This is a genomic window from Phenylobacterium sp., assembly GCF_965284355.1.
Taxonomy (GTDB): domain Bacteria; phylum Pseudomonadota; class Alphaproteobacteria; order Caulobacterales; family Caulobacteraceae; genus Phenylobacterium.
In genome coordinates, this window is the sequence record NZ_OZ260078.1 from 1,618,730 (window position 1) to 1,635,163 (window position 16,434).

15 protein-coding genes are annotated in these 16,434 nt (G+C 69.6%); 9 read left to right on the forward strand and 6 right to left on the reverse strand.

Annotated elements, in window-relative coordinates:
* Positions 1-16 precede the first annotated feature (16 nt).
* The gene (locus ACQ66R_RS07880; RefSeq protein WP_430426239.1) at positions 17-1,819 is read right to left on the reverse strand and encodes a long-chain-acyl-CoA synthetase; all 1,803 of its coding nucleotides are present in this window, start codon (positions 1,817-1,819) and stop codon (positions 17-19) included.
* A 324-nt stretch (positions 1,820-2,143) separates the two neighbouring features.
* Here ACQ66R_RS07880 and ACQ66R_RS07885 point away from each other — a divergent pair, with 324 nt between their 5' ends.
* The gene (locus tag ACQ66R_RS07885) at positions 2,144-3,064 is read left to right on the forward strand and encodes a hypothetical protein (protein WP_430420784.1); all 921 of its coding nucleotides are present in this window, start codon (positions 2,144-2,146) and stop codon (positions 3,062-3,064) included.
* 72 nt (positions 3,065-3,136) lie between these two features.
* Here the strand turns inward: ACQ66R_RS07885 and ACQ66R_RS07890 are convergent, their stop codons facing one another.
* Positions 3,137-3,643 carry an FKBP-type peptidyl-prolyl cis-trans isomerase gene (locus tag ACQ66R_RS07890; protein WP_430420786.1) on the reverse strand — a complete coding sequence of 169 codons (507 nt, stop codon included), beginning with the start codon at positions 3,641-3,643 and terminating at the stop codon, positions 3,137-3,139.
* Between the two features lie 279 nt (positions 3,644-3,922).
* Between ACQ66R_RS07890 and ACQ66R_RS07895 the strand changes: the two genes are divergently transcribed.
* Positions 3,923-4,492: an OmpA family protein gene (locus ACQ66R_RS07895; protein WP_430420788.1), complete on the forward strand. Its 570-nt coding sequence runs from the start codon at positions 3,923-3,925 to the stop codon at positions 4,490-4,492.
* Positions 4,493-4,517: 25 nt separating this feature from the next.
* Entirely contained in the window at positions 4,518-5,288 is a 771-nt protein-coding gene (locus ACQ66R_RS07900) for a hypothetical protein (protein WP_430420790.1), read from the forward strand.
* Here the strand turns inward: ACQ66R_RS07900 and ACQ66R_RS07905 are convergent.
* The gene (locus tag ACQ66R_RS07905; protein WP_430420792.1) at positions 5,285-5,587 is read right to left on the reverse strand and encodes a hypothetical protein; all 303 of its coding nucleotides are present in this window, start codon (positions 5,585-5,587) and stop codon (positions 5,285-5,287) included. The two genes, ACQ66R_RS07900 and ACQ66R_RS07905, sit on opposite strands and share 4 nt — an antisense overlap.
* Before the next feature lie 101 nt (positions 5,588-5,688).
* Positions 5,689-7,086 carry a sensor histidine kinase gene (locus ACQ66R_RS07910; protein WP_430420794.1) on the reverse strand — a complete coding sequence of 466 codons (1,398 nt, stop codon included), beginning with the start codon at positions 7,084-7,086 and terminating at the stop codon, positions 5,689-5,691.
* 589 nt (positions 7,087-7,675) lie between these two features.
* Between ACQ66R_RS07910 and ACQ66R_RS07915 the strand changes: the two genes are divergently transcribed.
* From ACQ66R_RS07915 to ACQ66R_RS07925, 3 genes are all read left to right on the forward strand, one after another.
* Entirely contained in the window at positions 7,676-8,806 is a 1,131-nt protein-coding gene (locus ACQ66R_RS07915; RefSeq protein ID WP_430420796.1) for a zinc-binding dehydrogenase, read from the forward strand.
* A gap of 398 nt (positions 8,807-9,204) precedes the next feature.
* Positions 9,205-10,395 carry a cytochrome P450 gene (locus ACQ66R_RS07920; RefSeq protein ID WP_430420798.1) on the forward strand — a complete coding sequence of 397 codons (1,191 nt, stop codon included), beginning with the start codon at positions 9,205-9,207 and terminating at the stop codon, positions 10,393-10,395.
* Between the two features lie 40 nt (positions 10,396-10,435).
* Entirely contained in the window at positions 10,436-11,191 is a 756-nt protein-coding gene (locus tag ACQ66R_RS07925) for a hypothetical protein (protein ID WP_430420799.1), read from the forward strand.
* On the opposite strand, the gene ACQ66R_RS07930 is transcribed toward ACQ66R_RS07925, so the two are convergent.
* Both ACQ66R_RS07930 and ACQ66R_RS07935 read right to left on the reverse strand, forming a co-directional pair.
* On the reverse strand, positions 11,157-12,014 hold the full coding sequence (locus ACQ66R_RS07930) for an MBL fold metallo-hydrolase (RefSeq protein ID WP_430420801.1): 858 nt from the start codon (positions 12,012-12,014) through the stop codon (positions 11,157-11,159). The genes ACQ66R_RS07925 and ACQ66R_RS07930 overlap by 35 nt on opposite strands.
* Before the next feature lie 56 nt (positions 12,015-12,070).
* The gene (locus tag ACQ66R_RS07935) at positions 12,071-12,712 is read right to left on the reverse strand and encodes an arylesterase (protein ID WP_430420802.1); all 642 of its coding nucleotides are present in this window, start codon (positions 12,710-12,712) and stop codon (positions 12,071-12,073) included.
* A 135-nt stretch (positions 12,713-12,847) separates the two neighbouring features.
* Here ACQ66R_RS07935 and ACQ66R_RS07940 point away from each other — a divergent pair, with 135 nt between their 5' ends.
* The 3 genes from ACQ66R_RS07940 (at position 12,848) to ACQ66R_RS07950 (ending at position 16,354) form a co-directional block, all read left to right on the forward strand.
* Complete coding sequence (locus ACQ66R_RS07940; protein WP_430420804.1) at positions 12,848-13,531, forward strand: ABC transporter ATP-binding protein; 684 nt, start codon at positions 12,848-12,850, stop codon at positions 13,529-13,531.
* A complete protein-coding gene (locus tag ACQ66R_RS07945) occupies positions 13,528-16,044 on the forward strand; it encodes an ABC transporter permease (RefSeq protein ID WP_430420806.1) in 2,517 nt (838 codons plus the stop codon). The genes ACQ66R_RS07940 and ACQ66R_RS07945 overlap by 4 nt, the downstream gene beginning before the upstream one ends.
* Positions 16,045-16,147: 103 nt before the next feature.
* Positions 16,148-16,354, forward strand: a complete 207-nt coding sequence (locus ACQ66R_RS07950) for a hypothetical protein (protein ID WP_430420808.1) — start codon at positions 16,148-16,150, stop codon at positions 16,352-16,354.
* Positions 16,355-16,434 lie beyond the last annotated feature (80 nt).

A 16,434-nucleotide genomic window follows, 5' to 3' on the forward strand; every position in this document is an offset into this window, starting at 1 on the left:
CCGGCCGTCCCGGGCGTCAGATCTTCACCGTCCCGGCCTGGAGCTTGTCCCAGACCGACTTGGTGATCTTCACATAGCCCTTCTTCGGGTCGTGGAAGAACAGCGGGCCTTTGACTTTCCCGGGGTCGTAGCCGTCGGCGACGAGGTCGACCTTCCGGATCTTGAAGGTGCCCGTGGTCTCCATGGCCGGCAGCAGGCGGACGAACAGCGGCTGGGCGTAGGCGGGCAGTTCCTGCCTGACGTGGTCGCTGAACGCCTTGGCGTCGAAGGCGCCGTCGACGACCAGGGCGGCCATCCCGGCCCGGCCATCGGCGCCGTCCACCGCCACGCCGTAGACGTTGGCCTCCTCGACACCCGGGAACGCGAGCAACCGTTCGGCGACCTCGTTGGTCGACACGTTCTCGCCCTTCCAGCGGAAGGTGTCTCCAATCCGATCGACAAAATAGAAATAGCCGTCGGCGTCGGTGCGCAGGAGGTCGCCGGTGGCGAACCAGGCGTCCCCGCGCTCGAACACGTTGTGCAGCACCTTCTTCTCGGACGCCGCCTTGTCGAGATAGCCGGTGAACTCGCTGCGGGCGTCACCCGCGGCGATCTGCCCGACACACTGGCCCACCTGGCCGGGACCCGCCTCAACGCACAGCCCGTCGAGGCCCCGCACCACCTCCTCGGTTTCGACATCGTACTGCACGAGGCGGATGTTGAACCGCTTCTTCAGCCACTTGGGGACGCGGCCGACCGCGCCTTCACGGCCATCGAAGTTGAAGAGCGAGACGTTGCCCTCGGTCGACCCATAGAACTCCAGCACCTCAGGCACGCGGAAGCGCTGCTTCAGCTGGGGCCACACGTCGGGGCGCAGGCCGTTGCCGAAGGCGAGCCGGACCTTGTGGCGGATCTCATCCTCGTCGAACTCGTGGTTCACGAGGTAGCGGCACAGCTCGCCAATGTAGACGAACATGGTGCAGCCCTCGGCCACGATCTCTTTCCAGAAGTGGGTGGCCGAGAACCGCCGCCGCAGGACCACCGAACCGCCGTTCAGCAGCGCCGCGCCGACGCCGCAGAGGCCGCCGGTGGCGTGATAGAGCGGCAGCGCCACATAGACCCGGTCCTTGGACGTCGCACCCGTGGCGCCGGCGAACCCACGCATCATCAGCTGAGCGCGCATGTGGGTGATCCGGGCAGCCTTGGGCAGGCCCGTCGTGCCCGAGGTGTAGATCAGGAGCACGGTGTCGGCGGCGGTCATGTCCTCGCGGACCGAGCGGTCGGGCGGCAGCTGGCTGCAGCTCTTCAGAGCCTGAACCAGGTCGCGCTGGTCGCCGTGCGCCTGACCCAGCACCCACTCCTGCATCTTGCGTTCGAGCAGCGGGCGGGCCTGTTCGAAGACCGGCGAGGTCTCCGCATCGACGATGGCGTGATGGGCGCCCGAGATGTTCAGGCAGTGGGCCAGCGGCAGGCCCGTGAGCTGATTGTTGATCAGCGCGGTGACGACGCCCACCTTCGACAGGCCGTACCAGATCGCGAAGTACTCGAGCCGGTTGGGCATGAAGAGCGCGACCACCTGGCCGCGGCGCAGGTTCAAGCCCTTGGCCCAGTGGGCGTAGCGATTGGCCATGGCGTCGAGCTCGCCATAGGTGACGGTGCGGCCCTCGAAGGTCATGGCGCGTTCGTTGCGCCACTGCTCGACCGCCGCCTGGATGTCGTCGCAGATCAGGTTGTTGCTGTCACGGGCGATGGACTTCACCCGCTTCAGAGTGCGCTGGAGCCCCCGCCAGAACCGCAGGTCGCGTTTCACCCTGGCCTGAAACCGCATCCACTTCTCCAGTCGATGTGCGACCTTGGCGAGCGCCGGTCGGACCGGTCAAGCGTCGCCCGGACGTTTTCGCCGCGATCATCGGCGAGTGTGGCGCCGGGCACCCGCACTTCCCCGGGACGCGCCCAGTCGACCTCGCGGCCTGGATACCGCGCCATAGTTCGAATTGCGGCCAGCATGTGTTGAGTTCACGCTCAGATTTCGACCTCTTTGGGCGACGATACTCATGTAAATACCACCCCGGAGTAAGCTTACATCACTGAGACGCCAGTCCGTCGCGGAACCTGCAGGCAATAGAGCCGTTTGTCTGGCTCGAAACATTCTGGAGGGATCAGCATGTCCATGAACTTCGAACGCGACAGCTCGGACAAGTCTGTCACCGAGCAGGAGGGCGTGTTGTTCGCCCAGCCCCTTTGGGAGCGTCGCAGCAAGAAGCGCGGCGTCTTCGGGCGCAAGACCGCATCGACGACGTCCTCGCCCACCATGGCCCCCGAGCCGCGCAGCTTCGCCGCCGAGCGCGACGACGAGACCCTGGCGCAGCCCCCCCTCATCGAGCGCCCCATCGAAGGGGCCTACCCGCTGCGCGACGACTACATCCGTCCCGAGGGCGCGGGCTATGGCGCGACCACGCCCCCCACGAACCCGACGCGAGTCGAGGATGACGCGAGCTTGGTCGCCCCCATCGGGCGCCCCGCCGCGCGGACGACCGGTGGCGCGCGTTCGAACAGCATGGGCCCCGCTGCGATCGCGGCCGGCGTCGTGACGCTGGGCGCGCTGGGCGCGGTGGGCTGGTACGCCAGCCGAGACAACGACGGGGTCCCCGAACTCGCCGCGGGCCAACCCGCCGGCGAACAGCTCGCCGTCGCGCCGACGGCGCCGATCGTGCCTGCGGTCGCTCCACCGAGCGACATGTCGGTCAATCCGCCCAGCGCCGCCGCGCCGCGCGTGAGCGTGCCCGTCTCGGCTCCGGTCCGCACTGCGCGCGCCCGGCCGGCCGTCGCGGCGCCCGCGGCCCCCAGCGCCGGCGACACCGGCGTGAACGCCAGCACGACGGCCGCTCTGCCGTCTGGCCCGCAGCCGTATTCGACGCTCAATCCGGGCGCGGCGCCGCCAGCCCCGGTGACGCCGCCGGCCACGATGGACGCCGCTCCTGCGCCGACTGAAGCGCCGGCCGTCATCCCCGAGACCCCGCCGGTCGAGAGCCCGGCTCCGACGGAAGCTGCGCCCGAGACCACGGTCACGCCGCCGACGTCGTAGTCTAGGACAGCGGTTATCCAGTTTGGTGGAAGGGGCGGCGCGTTCTCCGGGACGCGTCGCCTTCTTTCTTAGCTACTCGCTGTCGATGCCGATCAGCTCGATCTCGAACAGCAGCGTGCTGCCGGCGGGAATGGGATCGCGGTAGCGGTCGCCGTAGGCGATGTTGGACGGGATCACGAATTGGAAGGTCTCGCCGACGCGCATCAAGGGCACGCCCTCCTGCCAGCCCTTGATCAGGCGGCTCAGCGGGAAGGTCGCCGGCTCGCCGCGGGCCCGGGAACTGTCGAATTCGCGGCCATCTATGAACTGTCCCACGTAGTGGATGGTGACCGTCGACTCGACCGTCGGGCGTGGGGCCGAGCTCTTGGCGGCCTTTACGCGCCGATACTGCAGGCCACTCTCGGTCACCTTCCAGCCGGGGCGCGCGGCGCTCCACGCCTCATAGGCCTTTTGGCCCTGCACCCACTGTTCCTGCGGCGTGCCCGTGTAGGTGATTTTGGCCGGCGTCGGCGCGGGCGCCGTGGCGCAGGCGCTAAGCGTGGCGGCGACGAGTGCGGCGAGAGCGGCTCGGGCGATCATAGGTTGTCCGTGAGGGTGAGCGGGATGTCACGAACCTAGGCCATATCCGCCAGCCCGCACCACCAGGAACGCGAATGCGGCGGACCTCAAGTCTTTGGCGAACAAGCCCGGCTGGACAAAGCACTCGCGTTCACACGAGGGCGTTTCTTACAGCCAAGGTGAATATTCGGGATTCTTATAGCAACGCTCTGCCAAACAACGGCCCCGTTCGCGTCTGAAGGATAGGTCAGTAACAGCTTAACGGTGGCGGGCGACATCAACCTTACTGGAGGAATTGGGATGATTCTGCCTGTATCGAAAGTGATGCTCGCCGGCGCGTTGATGGTCGGGCTGGCCGGCCTTGGGGGCTGTGCGACCAAGAAATATGTGAGGGAGCAGGCCGCGGTCGTCGGCTCCCGCGTGGATGTCGTCGAGACCCGGGTGACCGCCGTCGATGGCGTCGCCAAGGACGCGCTGGATCGCGCGACCGCCGCCGGCAAGCTGGCCGAGGGCAAGTTCCTGTTCACCGAAGTGCTGTCGGACGACAGCATGAAGTTCCCGGTGGACCAGGCGACGCTGTCGCCCGAAGCCCAGGCCCGCCTCGACGCCTTCGTCGAGAAGCTGAAGACCGAGAACAGGAACGTCTACGTCGAGGTTCAGGGTCACACGGATGCCTCAGGCCCCAAGGATCACAACTACAAGCTGGGCGAAGAGCGCGCCGGGGCGGTGCGTCGCTACCTGAACCAGAAGGGTGTCGCGTTGAACCGTATCGGCACGATCTCGTACGGCCCTGACTCGCCGGCGGCCGACAACGAGAGCCGTGAAGGCCGTCAGCAGAACCGCCGGGTCGTTCTGGTGGTCCTGAGCTAGAGGCCGAAGGCGACGTCGCCAGCCGATGGCCCCCAGCAGCCGCCACCTGGACCGGAGACGTCGCCTCATCACCGGCGCGTTGAGTGGCGCGATCCACGTCGCGCTGCTCGCAGCCCTGGTGACGATCCGACCCGCGGTGACCCCGGCGCCGGCCGCGCCGGAGCTGATTCCGGTAATCCTGGCCCCGCCGCTGCCGGACCCACCTCCCCCGCCTGAGCCTGAGCCCCGGGCGGAAGAGGCCAAGTCGACGCCGCCGAAGAAGGCGCCCCCTGTGCCCAGGAGGGATCCGCCCCCGCCCAAGCGGGTGGTGGCCCGCGTCACGCCGGCGCCCCCGACCGTCGTGCCGGTCCCGGCGGCCGCGAAGGCCGCCTACGGCTTCACCGAGGCCAGCGACGGCGACGTGGCCGGCGCCTCGACGGCCGAGGGCGGCGGCGGCGGCAGCGGCTCAGGCGCCGGATGCGACATGACGCGACGCCTGCAGGCGGCCCTCCGCAAGGATCGCCAGGCCCAGGCGGCCATGTCGCAGGCGCACCGCGGGCGGCCCATCATGATGTGGAACGGCGACTGGGTGCGCCACCCCAGCCAGGAGGGCGCGGGGCTGGCGGCCGTGCGCGAGGCGATTCTGTGGGAAGTCGGGTTTGCGCCCGAGGCCTGCAAGACGGAGACCCAGCGTGGAATGGTGCTGATCTCGATGAACGACGGGCCGGGCGCGGCGCGCCTCGTCGTGGGCTCTGGCGCCTGGCGCTGGCAGGACCTGCTGTTCACGCGCGGCCAGGGGCGGAGAGTCCGGAACTAGTTGCGCGCCCGCGCCGCCAGCCGCCTGGCCTCGGCCTCGGTCAGTTCCGGGGGCCAGGCGAGGTTGGCGCGCCATTTCAGCCGATGGCAGCCTGGGCAGGGCCACTGGACTCGACGCGCCACCACGTCCAGGGGCGTCGTGTAGCCGCCCGCCTTGAGTTCGCGCAGGCGGCGGATGATGCGCTCGGGGTTGTAGCCCTTGGACCAGCCACACATGGCGCAGGTCACCGCCAGCCGGCACCCGGGATAGCGGGCGAAGTCGCCGATGGACGCTTCCGGGCCAAGCGGGATGGCGCGCATGGGACGGGGATCTCGAAACGTCATGATGCGAACAAAAACAGAACATCACATAACGCGCGACTCCCCTGAGGTTGAATCTGCAGGCCGGTACAGGCGACAGGCTAGACGCCGGCGCCGTCGACGAGGGGAAGCATGTCGGCGCGGTCGGGCAGAACGGCCTCCATGGCGCAGGTCAGGCCGGGCTCGGCAAAGACCATCGAAGCCGAGCCGCGCAGTTCTCCCTGCAGGGCGCGCTCGATGAGGCGCGAGCCGAAGCCCCGCCGCTTGGGGGGCGCCACCACCGGGCCGCCCGATTCCACCCAGGTCAGCCGCAGCCGCGCCCCAGGCCCCTGGACCGTCCAGGTCAGGTCGACCCGCCCGGTGTCGCGCGAGAGCGAACCGTACTTCACCGCGTTGGTGGCCAGCTCGTGGAACACCAGCGCCATGGTCAAGGCCGCGCCAGGGGCCAGCCAGACCTCGGGACCGTCGAGGCGGATGCGTTCCGACGCGCCATCCCCGAAGGGCCGCAGCGCCCGGTGCGCCACCTCGTGCAGCGCCGCGCCGTGCCAGCGCTCGCGGGTGAGCACCTCGTGCACCTCGGACAGGCCCATCAGGCGCGCCTCGAACTTCTCATAGGCGCTGAGGGGATCGGGCTCGCCGCGCAGCGTCTGCGCCGCCATCGACTGCACCGTGGCCAGCGTATTCTTCACCCGGTGGTTCAGCTCATTGATCATCAGGCGCAGCTGACCCTGGTAGCGTTGCTGTTCGGCCTGGGCGTCTTTCCGCGCGGCGATGTCGGCGATGACGGCGATGAAGTAGTCCGGCTCGCCGCCGCTCTTGCGCACCAGCGACACGGTCAGGTCGATCCAGACCGGCTCGCCCGCCTGTCCGATGTAGCGCTTCTCGATGGAGTAGGTGTCGACATCGCCGGCCAGCAGCGCCCTGGCCTGGGCCATGTCGGTGTCCAGGTCCTCAGGGTGGGTGATCTCTTGGTACGTGCGCGTCAGGAGGTCGGCGCGGGACCGATGCGCGATCTCGCAGAAGCGGTCGTTGACCTCGAGAAGCTGGCCATCGGGCGCGACGCGCGCCACGCCCATCGCCGCCTGGGTGAACACGGCCCGGTACTTTCCTTCCGCGGCCTCAAGGCGCAGGCGCGCCTCGACCCGCGAGGTCACTTCCTCTGTGTAGAGGACAAGTCCGCCGATCGAGCCGTCGTCAGCACGCCACGGCGCGATGGACCAGCGGATCCACTCGAGCTGGCCGTCGGCGCGTTCAAAGAGTTCGCCCTCGTGGCCGAACTCGACGCCCTCGGTGAGCACGCGGGCGTGGATGTCGCGCCAGCGCTGGGGGATGTCGGGAAAAACCTCATAGTGCAGGCGGCCTTCCATCGGCGTGTCGCCGGGCAGGCCCTGGTCGGTGAGATACTGGGCCGAGGCGGCGAGGTAGCGCATCTCGCGGTCGAAGATCGCAATGCCCATGGGCGCCTGGCGCAGCGCGGTCAGCACGGCGGCGCTACGCACCGCGATGCCTGGAGCCTCAAGGCCCGGCGCCTGCCCAGAACTGTCCAAACGCCGACCGTCCACGCCATTTCACCCTGGCCGACACCATAGCCCCGCGGATCGCGAGCGCCCAATGCCCTGCAAACATGGAGATGTGGGGAGGGTCGTCGGCCGACCCGGCGCCCGATCAGGGGGGCTGGGGGGGCTGTTCAGGATCCAGACCGGATGCAGGTCAGCCGACACATCCCTTAAACAAGGCCCCTGTGGCCGCCACAGGTCGGGAATAGGGCCATTTCGCGGCGTGGCTGAGCCGCAACAAGCGGGCGAGAAATGCATCCTGAAAGGGGTAAGCGCTTGCTGACCATCCGCCTTTGGAGGATGAGGGTTGGTAACGGCGTTGGGCGACTGACGCCGGGGCGTGGGGCCCCCGCGGCGCTTCCGGATCCTTCGGGGTTCGTGCGGATGAAAATGAAGCGGCAGAGGCGATCCGAGAGGGTCGCCTTTTTGCATTCGGCCCCCGGCCCTCGCCTTTCTTCACCGCAGGGGTTGGCGAAGCGCGACCGACGCGCCATGTCGGCGGCCTGACAACGTAAAATCCAGGGAGGGGCCTATGGCCGGGATTCCGCAGACGGGACTGCAACTGCTTTCGACGGTGAAGAGCTCGGGTGAACTCGAGCTGCGGCTTGCCGAGGTCCCTGTCGCCGCGCCCACCGGCGACGAGGTGCTGGTGCGCATCGAGGCCTCGCCGATCAATCCGTCCGACCTGGGCCTGCTGCTGGGTCCCGCCGATATCTCCACGGTGAAGAGCGAGGGCGGCGTGACCACCGCCAAGGTGCCCGAACAGTTCCTGAAGGCGCTGGCCGCCCGCCTGGACCAGCCGATGCCCGTCGGCAACGAGGGCGCGGGCGTCGTGATCGCGGCCGGCCCCGACGCCAAGGCCCAGGCCCTGGTGGGCAAGACCGTCGCCCTGCTGGGCGGCGCGATGTACGGCCAGTACCGCACCGTGAAGGCCGGCGACGTGCTTCCGCTGCCGGCCGACGCCACCGCCGCCGACGGCGCCTCGTGCTTCGTCAATCCGCTCACGGCCCTGGGCATGACCGAGACCATGCGCGCCGAGGGCCACACCGCCCTGGTGCACACGGCGGCTGCGTCCAACCTGGGCCAGATGCTGAACAAGATCTGCATCAAGGACGGCATCGACCTGGTGAACATCGTGCGCAGCCCCGAGCAGGCGAAGATCCTGAAGGACATCGGCGCGAAGTACGTGGTCGACTCCAGCGCGCCCACGTTCCAGGACGACCTGCTGCAGGCGCTGATCGCCACCAACGCCACGATCGCTTTCGACGCCATCGGCGGCGGCAAGCTGGCCGGACAGATCCTCGCCGGCATGGAAGCGGCGGCCAACGCGAAGGGCGGCGCCTACAGCCGCTATGGCTCCAGCGTCTTCAAGCAGGTCTACATCTATGGCGGACTGGACACGCGGCCGTCCGAGCTGAACCGCAACTTCGGCCTGTCGTGGTCGCTGGGCGGCTGGCTGCTGACCCCGTTCCTGGCCAAGCTGGGCGCCGAGGGGGCTCAGCGCCTGCGCCAGCGCGTGGTGGATGAACTGAAGACCACCTTCGCCAGCCACTACACCGCCGAGATCTCGCTGGCCGAGGTCCTCGATCCCAAGGTGATCGCGGCCTACCAGAAGAAGGCGACGGGCGAGAAGTTCCTGGTCAATCCCGCCAAGGGGCTCTGAGCCTCGGCGCAAAGAAAAGGCCCGGCGATCCAGGAGGGAACCGTCGGGCCTGAAGTCTGTTGGCGGGGAAGTCGTGTCGGAATGACCTCCGCCGCGGCTTCGGGGGCCATAGCTGCAAGTCGTGGGCCAGTTTGACTGGCCCGAACCGGGACGGCAGCGCTTGTTCCCGGCTGCGAGCCCCCACATCACCGGACTGTCCGCAGGCCTTGCGTATTTTGGCCGGCGGACCGGGAGGCCCCGGCGCGCGAAAGCGGGCCGGGGCCGTTCCATTCTGCGCCCCTCTCACGAGCTGAACCTCCAGCGGCCACCAGCGCCTTGCGGACGCGCGCCAGCTCGGCCCCTTGCGTGACCCGCGGTCAAGCGGGTCCAATCCTCGCAAGAACGCGGAGGATTCCCCCTTGAAGATCGACCTGCTCTCGCCCGGCAGCTTCGACGGCGGTCAGCCGCACAACCAGTTCGCCTGGCTGCGCGAGAACGAACCCGTCTGTTGGCACGAGGAGCCCGGCGGCTCGGGGTTCTGGGCGGTGACCCGGCACGCCGACGTCTGGGCTGTGGACCGCGACTTCCAGACCTATTCCTCCGAGCCCACCATCATGATCACCGACCCCCTGGCCGACGCCGGCGGGTTTGGGCCGTACAAGATGATGCTGATGATGGACCCGCCCGAGCACACGGCGTTCCGCAAGCTCATCCGCTCGGAGTTCACCGAACCGGCGGCGCGCCTGCGCGAGGGGCGCATCCAGGAGCTGGCGAAGCAAATCGTGGACGCTGTCATCGATAAGGGCGAATGCGACTTCGTGAACGACGTCGCGGGCGAGATGCCGAGCTTCGTGATCGCCGAGCTGATGGGCCTGCCGCTGTCGGACGGGCGTGAGCTCTACAAGCTGACCGAGATCATCCACACCGCGCCCGAAGCGCTGCCGCCCGGGGCCGGGGGCCAGGCCGTGATGAAGATGTTCGAGTACGGCTCGAAGGTCATCGCCGAGAAGCGGGCGCGGCCGGGCGACGACTTGGCGTCCAGGCTGCTGGCCTGCGAGGTGGATGGCCGCAAGCTGGAGGACATGGAGTTCCTGCTGTTCTTCCTCTTGCTGGTGGACGCGGGCGGCGACACGACCCGCAACCTCCTGTCGGGCGGCCTGCTCGCCCTGATGGAGAACCCGGAGCAATACGCCTGGCTGATGGCCGACCTGCCGGCCCGCCTGCCGTCGGCGCGCGAGGAACTGCTGCGCTGGACCAGCCCGGTGATCTACATGCGCCGCACCGCCAAGCACGACGCCGAACTGGCCGGGGCGAAAATCAAGGCCGGCGACAAGGTGGTCATGTACTTCGGCGCCGCAAACCGCGACCCCGCGGTGTTCGACCGGCCGGACGTCCTGGACTTGTCGCGGGCCGAGAACCCGCACATCGCCTTCGGCACGGGCCCGCACGGCTGCCTGGGCCAGCACATCGCCCGCATCGAGATCGACGCGATGCTGCGCGAGGTGCTGACGCGGATGAACGCCTTTGAACTCGCCGCGCCGGTGGAATGGCTGGCGTCGAACTTCATCTCGGGGCCGAAGGCGATGCCGATCCGGTTCCGAGCCGCTTGAGCCGTATTCTCGACACGCTGAGCGACTTGGTTCGCGTGTGATGTCGACTCGCACGCGCCGCCACGCGCTCCTCCTGATACCGGCTCTTGCGGCCGTCCCCACCGTGGCCGCCGCCCAACACGGCGCCGGCGTGAGCGCCGTGCTGGAGCGGGCGCGCGCGGCCATGGGCGGCGGCCGCGCCTGGAACGCCATCCGCGGCCTTCACGAGGTGGGAACCGAGGGCGGACGGCCGTACGAGCGCTGGCTCGATTTCCTGCGCTGGGGCGAGCGGGTGGAGACGGGCGCGGGGCCCGGCAAGGTGATCCAGGGCTACAACGGCTATGGCCTTTGGTGGCTGCCGCTCAGCACGCCATGGCCGCCGGGAACCCAGCAGGAGCTGTTGGCGCGCGCGCGCTCGGACGCCTTCTTCGGCGCTTACGGCTACCTCTTCACCGGCCGCTTCGACATGCGCAGCACGCTGCTGGGCGTCCGCACCGGCGGCGGGCGGTCGTTCGACGTCGTACGCGTCCATCCCGAACACGGCGAACCGCGTGAGCTGTGGTTCGACCGCCGCACCGACCTGCTCGGCCGCATCGTCGATGGGCGGGCTCAACAGCCGCGGACCCTGGAGTATTCCGACTATCGCCGCGTCGGCCGCGTCCTGCTGCCGTTCCATGTCACCACCACCGGCGGCGGGTTGGCCCAGCCACTGGAACGCCAGTTGGACAAGGTGGAGATCATCACGCCGGACCGGGCGCTGTTCAGCCTGCCGGCCGCGCCGGTCACACCTCCAGCCGCCAGGCCTCGCCGTCCCTGACCACATGGCCGGCGCAGGGCGCGGCGAAGTGGGTGCCGATCACCAGCGTCTTCGTGCCTTCCAGGGCGCGGTAGACCCGCCGCCGGGTTTCGGTTGAGGCCTGCTTGTCGAAGTCCACCTCGGCCGCCCATTCTGGGTGGGCCAGCTGGCAGGGGTGGTGGGTGAAATCGCCGGTGATCAGGGCGTCCTCCCCCCGGGACCGGATCCGGATCGAGACGTGGCCGGGCGTGTGGCCCAGGGTCGGCTCCAGGCTGACCTCGTCGCAGACCCGATGGTCGGTCTCCACGAGATCCACCAACCCGGCGTCACAGACCGGCTTCACGCTGTCGTGGAAGTAAGACTTGGAGACGTCCTCGACGCCCTCCTCCTCGGCCCGCCAGTGCTCGTACTCGGCGCGGCCGATCAGATAGCGGGCGTTTGGGAATGTCGGGACCCAGGCGCCGTCGACCAGCATGGTGTTCCAGCCGACGTGGTCGACGTGCAGATGGGTGCACAGCACCGTGTCGATGCTCTCGCGCGCAAATCCCGCCGCCTCCAGGTCGGCCAGGAACGTGGTCTGCAGGTGGCTCCACGGCCCCATCTCGCGCGACTTGTCGTTTCCGATGCAGGTGTCGACGATGATCCGTCGCCCTGGCGTCTCCACCACCAGCGCATGGATCGACATCTTCAGCTTGCCGCTCTCCTCGGCGAAGTGCGGGTAGAGCCAGTCGATCTCGCGCACCGCCTCATAGGTGGCCTGGGGCAGCAGGAATCGCGTCCCGCCACTGGTCTCCATCTCCACGATGCGGGTGATGGTGACATCCCCGATCCGCCACTTGAGCATTCGCGTCCTCCCCGTTTCGCGGGAGTGTGCCAGTTCCTCGCCCACAGGGGGAGGAACTAGGCCCGCGCCGCCAGGGCCTTGGCGACGGTGGGCGCGAGGCGGGCGGCGATGATCGCCGCGCCGCGGGCGTTGGGGTGGATGCCGTCGGGCTGGTTCAGGCCCGGCTGGCGCGCCACGCCGTCGAGCAGGTTAGGGTACAGCGGCACGCCGTGCGTGCGGGCCACCGCCGGGAAGACCGCGTTGAAGTCGCGGGCGTAGCCGCCGCCCACTTCCACCGGCGCGGCGATGCCGGTGAGCACAACGCCGATCTTGCGCGACTTCAGCTTCCTGACGATCCCGTCCAGGTTGGCGCGGGTGCGCTTGGGGTCCTGGCCCTGCAGCAGGTCGTTGGCGCCCAGCGCCACGACCGTCAGGTCGGTGTCCTTGCGCACCGAGAAGTCCACCCGGGCGAGGCCGCCGGCCGTGGTGTCGCCGCTGACGCCCGCCGCGCGCACCTGGACCGCCACGCCCAGCTTCGTCAGCGCCAACTGCAGCTGGTAGGGCAGCGCGCTCTTGGCCGCGAGACCGTAGCCGGCAGTGATCGAGTCGCCCAGAACGGTCACGATCTTGGTCCGCGGTGGCGCGGCCAGCGCCGGACCGGCGGCCAGCAACAGCGGCCATGCGAGAAGGGTTCGTCGGCTATGTCTTGGCTTGGCCATGAACGTCCTATGTAAGGGACTGACGACGCCGCTCAATCCCCCGCGCATTCCGCCAAAGTGGAAGCCGGTTTGGCGAGCGGAGTGCGCGTGCCTTTGGTCTGTAGGCCTGTCGAAGACAGGCCGGAGGGGATAAGCTTGAACGATACGCCGCCGCTGGTCCTCGATGACGTGGGCCTGACGCTACCGTCCGCCGCAGGGCCGGTGGAGATCCTGCGCAACCTCTCCCTGACACTCGCCGATGGCGAACGTGTGGCGCTGGTGGGCCCGTCGGGTTCGGGCAAGTCGTCGCTGATCGCCGTGGCGGCGGGCCTGGAACGGCCCAGCGCCGGGCGGGTGCAGCTGTTCGGCCAGGACCTCTCGCGGCTGGATGAAGACGGCCGGGCCAAGTTGCGGCGGGGGCGGGTGAGCCTGGTGTTTCAGTCGTTCCACCTGTTGCCCAACATGACCGCCGAGGAGAACGTGGCGGCGCCACTGGAGATCGCGCGCAAGCCCAACGCCATGGACGAGGCCCGCGCCTGGCTGGATCGCGTCGGCCTGGGCGCGCGCCGGCGCCATTACCCGCACCAGCTGTCGGGCGGCGAGCAGCAGCGGGTCGCCTTGGCCCGGGCGCTGGCCCCCTCTCCGGCCCTCATCTTCGCCGACGAGCCCACCGGCAACCTGGATTCCAACAACGCCCGCCACGTCGCCGACCTGCTGTTCGAACTGGTCGAGCACACCGGCGCTGCGCTCTTGATGGTCACTCACGACAACGCGCTGGCGCAGAGGGCCCAACGCGTCGTCACGCTGCGTGACGGCCGCCCTGTGGACGTCGTGGCGTGACCCCACTCTGGCTGCGGTTCGCGGCGCGGGAGCTGCGCAGCGGGGTCAAGGGATTCCGCATCTTCCTGGCCTGCCTGGCCCTGGGCGTGGCGGCGATCGCCGCCGCCAGCTCGACCGCCGAGGCCTTCCGGCGCGGCCTGGCCAGCGAGGCCCGCGAGATCCTGGGTGGCGACATGGCCATCTCGGCCAGCCAGCGCCGCTTCGAACCCGGCGAACTGCAGCGTCTGCAGAGTCTGGGCCGCATCACCCGGGCCGTCGCGGCCCAGGCCATGGCCGAGGCGCCCAGCGGGGCGCGGCGGCTGGTGGAACTGCGCGGCGTCGACAACGCCTACCCTCTCGCGGGCGACGTCACCGTTCAGGGCGCGCCGTCGCTGGCGGTGGCGCTGGAGCGCCGCGACGGGGTCTGGGGCGCCGCGGTCGAGCAGACGTTGCTGGACAAGCTGGGCCTGAAGCTGGGCGACCGGTTCCTGGCGGGCAATGTGCCGATGCGGGTGACCGCGATCCTCGACGCCGAGCCCGACCGGCTCTCCCGAGGTTTCCAGCTGGGCCCGCGGGTGCTGACCCGGCCGGGAGCCCTGGAGGAAGGCGGCTTCCTCAAGCCCGGCCTGCCGTTCGGCGAGACGGTGCGCGTGTCGCTACGGCCGGGGCTGGAGCTTGCGGCCGCCAAGGCCGAGGTGCGCCGCACGATGAAGGGCTTCTTCCGGGTGCGCGACCGCAATGACGCGGCGCCCGGCGTCAGCCGCATGATCGACCAGCTGGAGTACTTCCTGGGCTTCATCGGCCTGGCGTCGCTGGTGGCCGGCGGCCTGGGCGTGTTCGGGGCCGTCAGCGCCTATGTGGACGGTCGCAAGCCGGCGATCGCGACGCTCAAGGCCCTGGGTGCGCCGAGCGGCCTGATCCGCGACATGTACCTGGCCCAGATCGGCTTCCTGGCGCTGGTGGGGATCGTCATCGGGCTGGCGTTGGGGGCGGCCACGCCCCTGCTGCTGGGCCAGTTCATCGCGCGCGACCTGCCCGTGCCGGCCCTGTTCGCCGTCTATCCGATCCCGCTCCTGAAGGCCGCCGCGTTCGGCGTGCTGTCGGCGGCGACCTTCTCGCTGGCGCCGCTGGCGCGGGCCCGCACCACCCCGCCCGCCAGCCTGTTCCGCAGCGATCTGATCGGACGCCTGAGCTTCGGGCCCGAACTGATCGGGGCCCTGCTGGCGGCGTCCGGCCTGGCGGCCCTGGCCCTGGTGACGGCGCCCACGCCGCTGGCCGCGGCGATCATGATCGCCGGCACCGCCGCGGCGTTCGGCGTGCTGTGGGGCTTCGGATGGCTTGCGGCGCTGATGGCCGGACGTCTGCGCGGCGGCACACGCGGCGCGGTGCGGATCGCTCTGGCCAACCTGGCCGGCCCGCGCTCGGCGGCCCGCACGGCCGCGCCCGCCATCGGCCTGGGCGTCGCCCTGCTGGCCGCGGTGGTGCTGATCCAGTCCAGCCTGCTGCGGCAGATCTCGATCATCGCGCCGCAGACCGCGCCCGCCCTGGTCTTCACGGAAATCCCCGGCGAGCGCGCCGCCGCCTTCGACGCCGAGGTGGCCCGCGCCTACGGCCGCGCGCTCACCACCGGCACCTACCTGCGCGCGCCCTTCATGACCGGCCGGATCACCGCCGTCCGGGGCGAGCCCATCGATATCGCCACGATCCCCCAGAACGCCAAGTGGGCCTACGACAACGACATCACGGTCTCGGCCATCGGCCCCGAACCGCCCAACGCCGGCATCCTCAAGGGACGCTGGTGGGCCGCCGACTACACGGGCCCGCCGCTGGTGGCCATGGGCCGCGACCCCGCCGCCGGCAAATCGATCAAGGTGGGCGACACGCTGACGATCCAGGTGCTGGGCCGGGACATCGACGCGAAGGTGGCCGTGATCCGGAATGTCGATTTCGGCAGCTTCGGGGCCAGCTTCCCGCTGGTGCTGACGCCCAACGCGTTGGAAGGCGCCTCACCCCGCCAGGTGGCTATCGCCAAGGCCAGCAAGGCCGAGGAACAGCGGGTGATCCGGACCCTGGGGGCGAACTTCCCGGAGGTGAACGTCATCTCGGTGCGCGAGCAGCTGGAGGCGGCCACCGAGCTCTTCGGCCAGGTGGCGCTGGCCGTCCGCGGCGCGGCCGCCGTGGCGCTGCTGGCGGCGCTGCTGGTGCTGGCCGGCGCGATTGCGGCGCGGGCGCAGGAACGCACACGCGAGGCCGCCACGCTGAAGGTCCTGGGCGCATCGCGCACCCAGGTGCTGAGCGCCTACGTCATCGAGTACGGTCTGGTGGGCGTGATCGCGGGTGCGGCGGGCGTGGGCCTGGGCTACGCGGCGGCCTGGCCCGTGGTGGTGCTGGTGTTCGAAGCCAAGTGGAGCGTCGACTGGGGCGGCGTGGCGGCCCTGTTGGGCGGCGCCTCGCTGCTGGCGGCGGGCGGCGGACTGCTGGCCTCGTTCCAGGCGCTCTCGAAGCGGCCCGCCCCGGCGCTGCGCAGCGAATAGGCGATGTGCGCAACAGTGTCGCATCGCCCCGCAGGTAAGCATTTGGCATCTCGAAGATGCGCATCATGTCGTGAGTGATACGCCTGCCTTCGGAGCCGTCCGCATGAAGTTCGAAGTCACCGCCAACGACCTGGCCGAATGGGGTTCGGCCGGCCTCGTGTTCCTTTCAGGCGCCATGACAGGTCACTATGCGGCTATCGGCATGAGCACGGTCCAATGGGCCGGAGCCGCCGCGGCGATCCTGGGCTCGGTCACGGTGGCGGTGGCCGTCCGCGTCTGGCCGCCCCACGGCGTGAAGGTCGAAGACTAGGCCCCCTCAAGGTTCGAGGCGGGGCGCCGGTGAGCCGGCGGAGTGGACGGTGCACGGTCCGTCAGTTTCCGCTGGCGCGT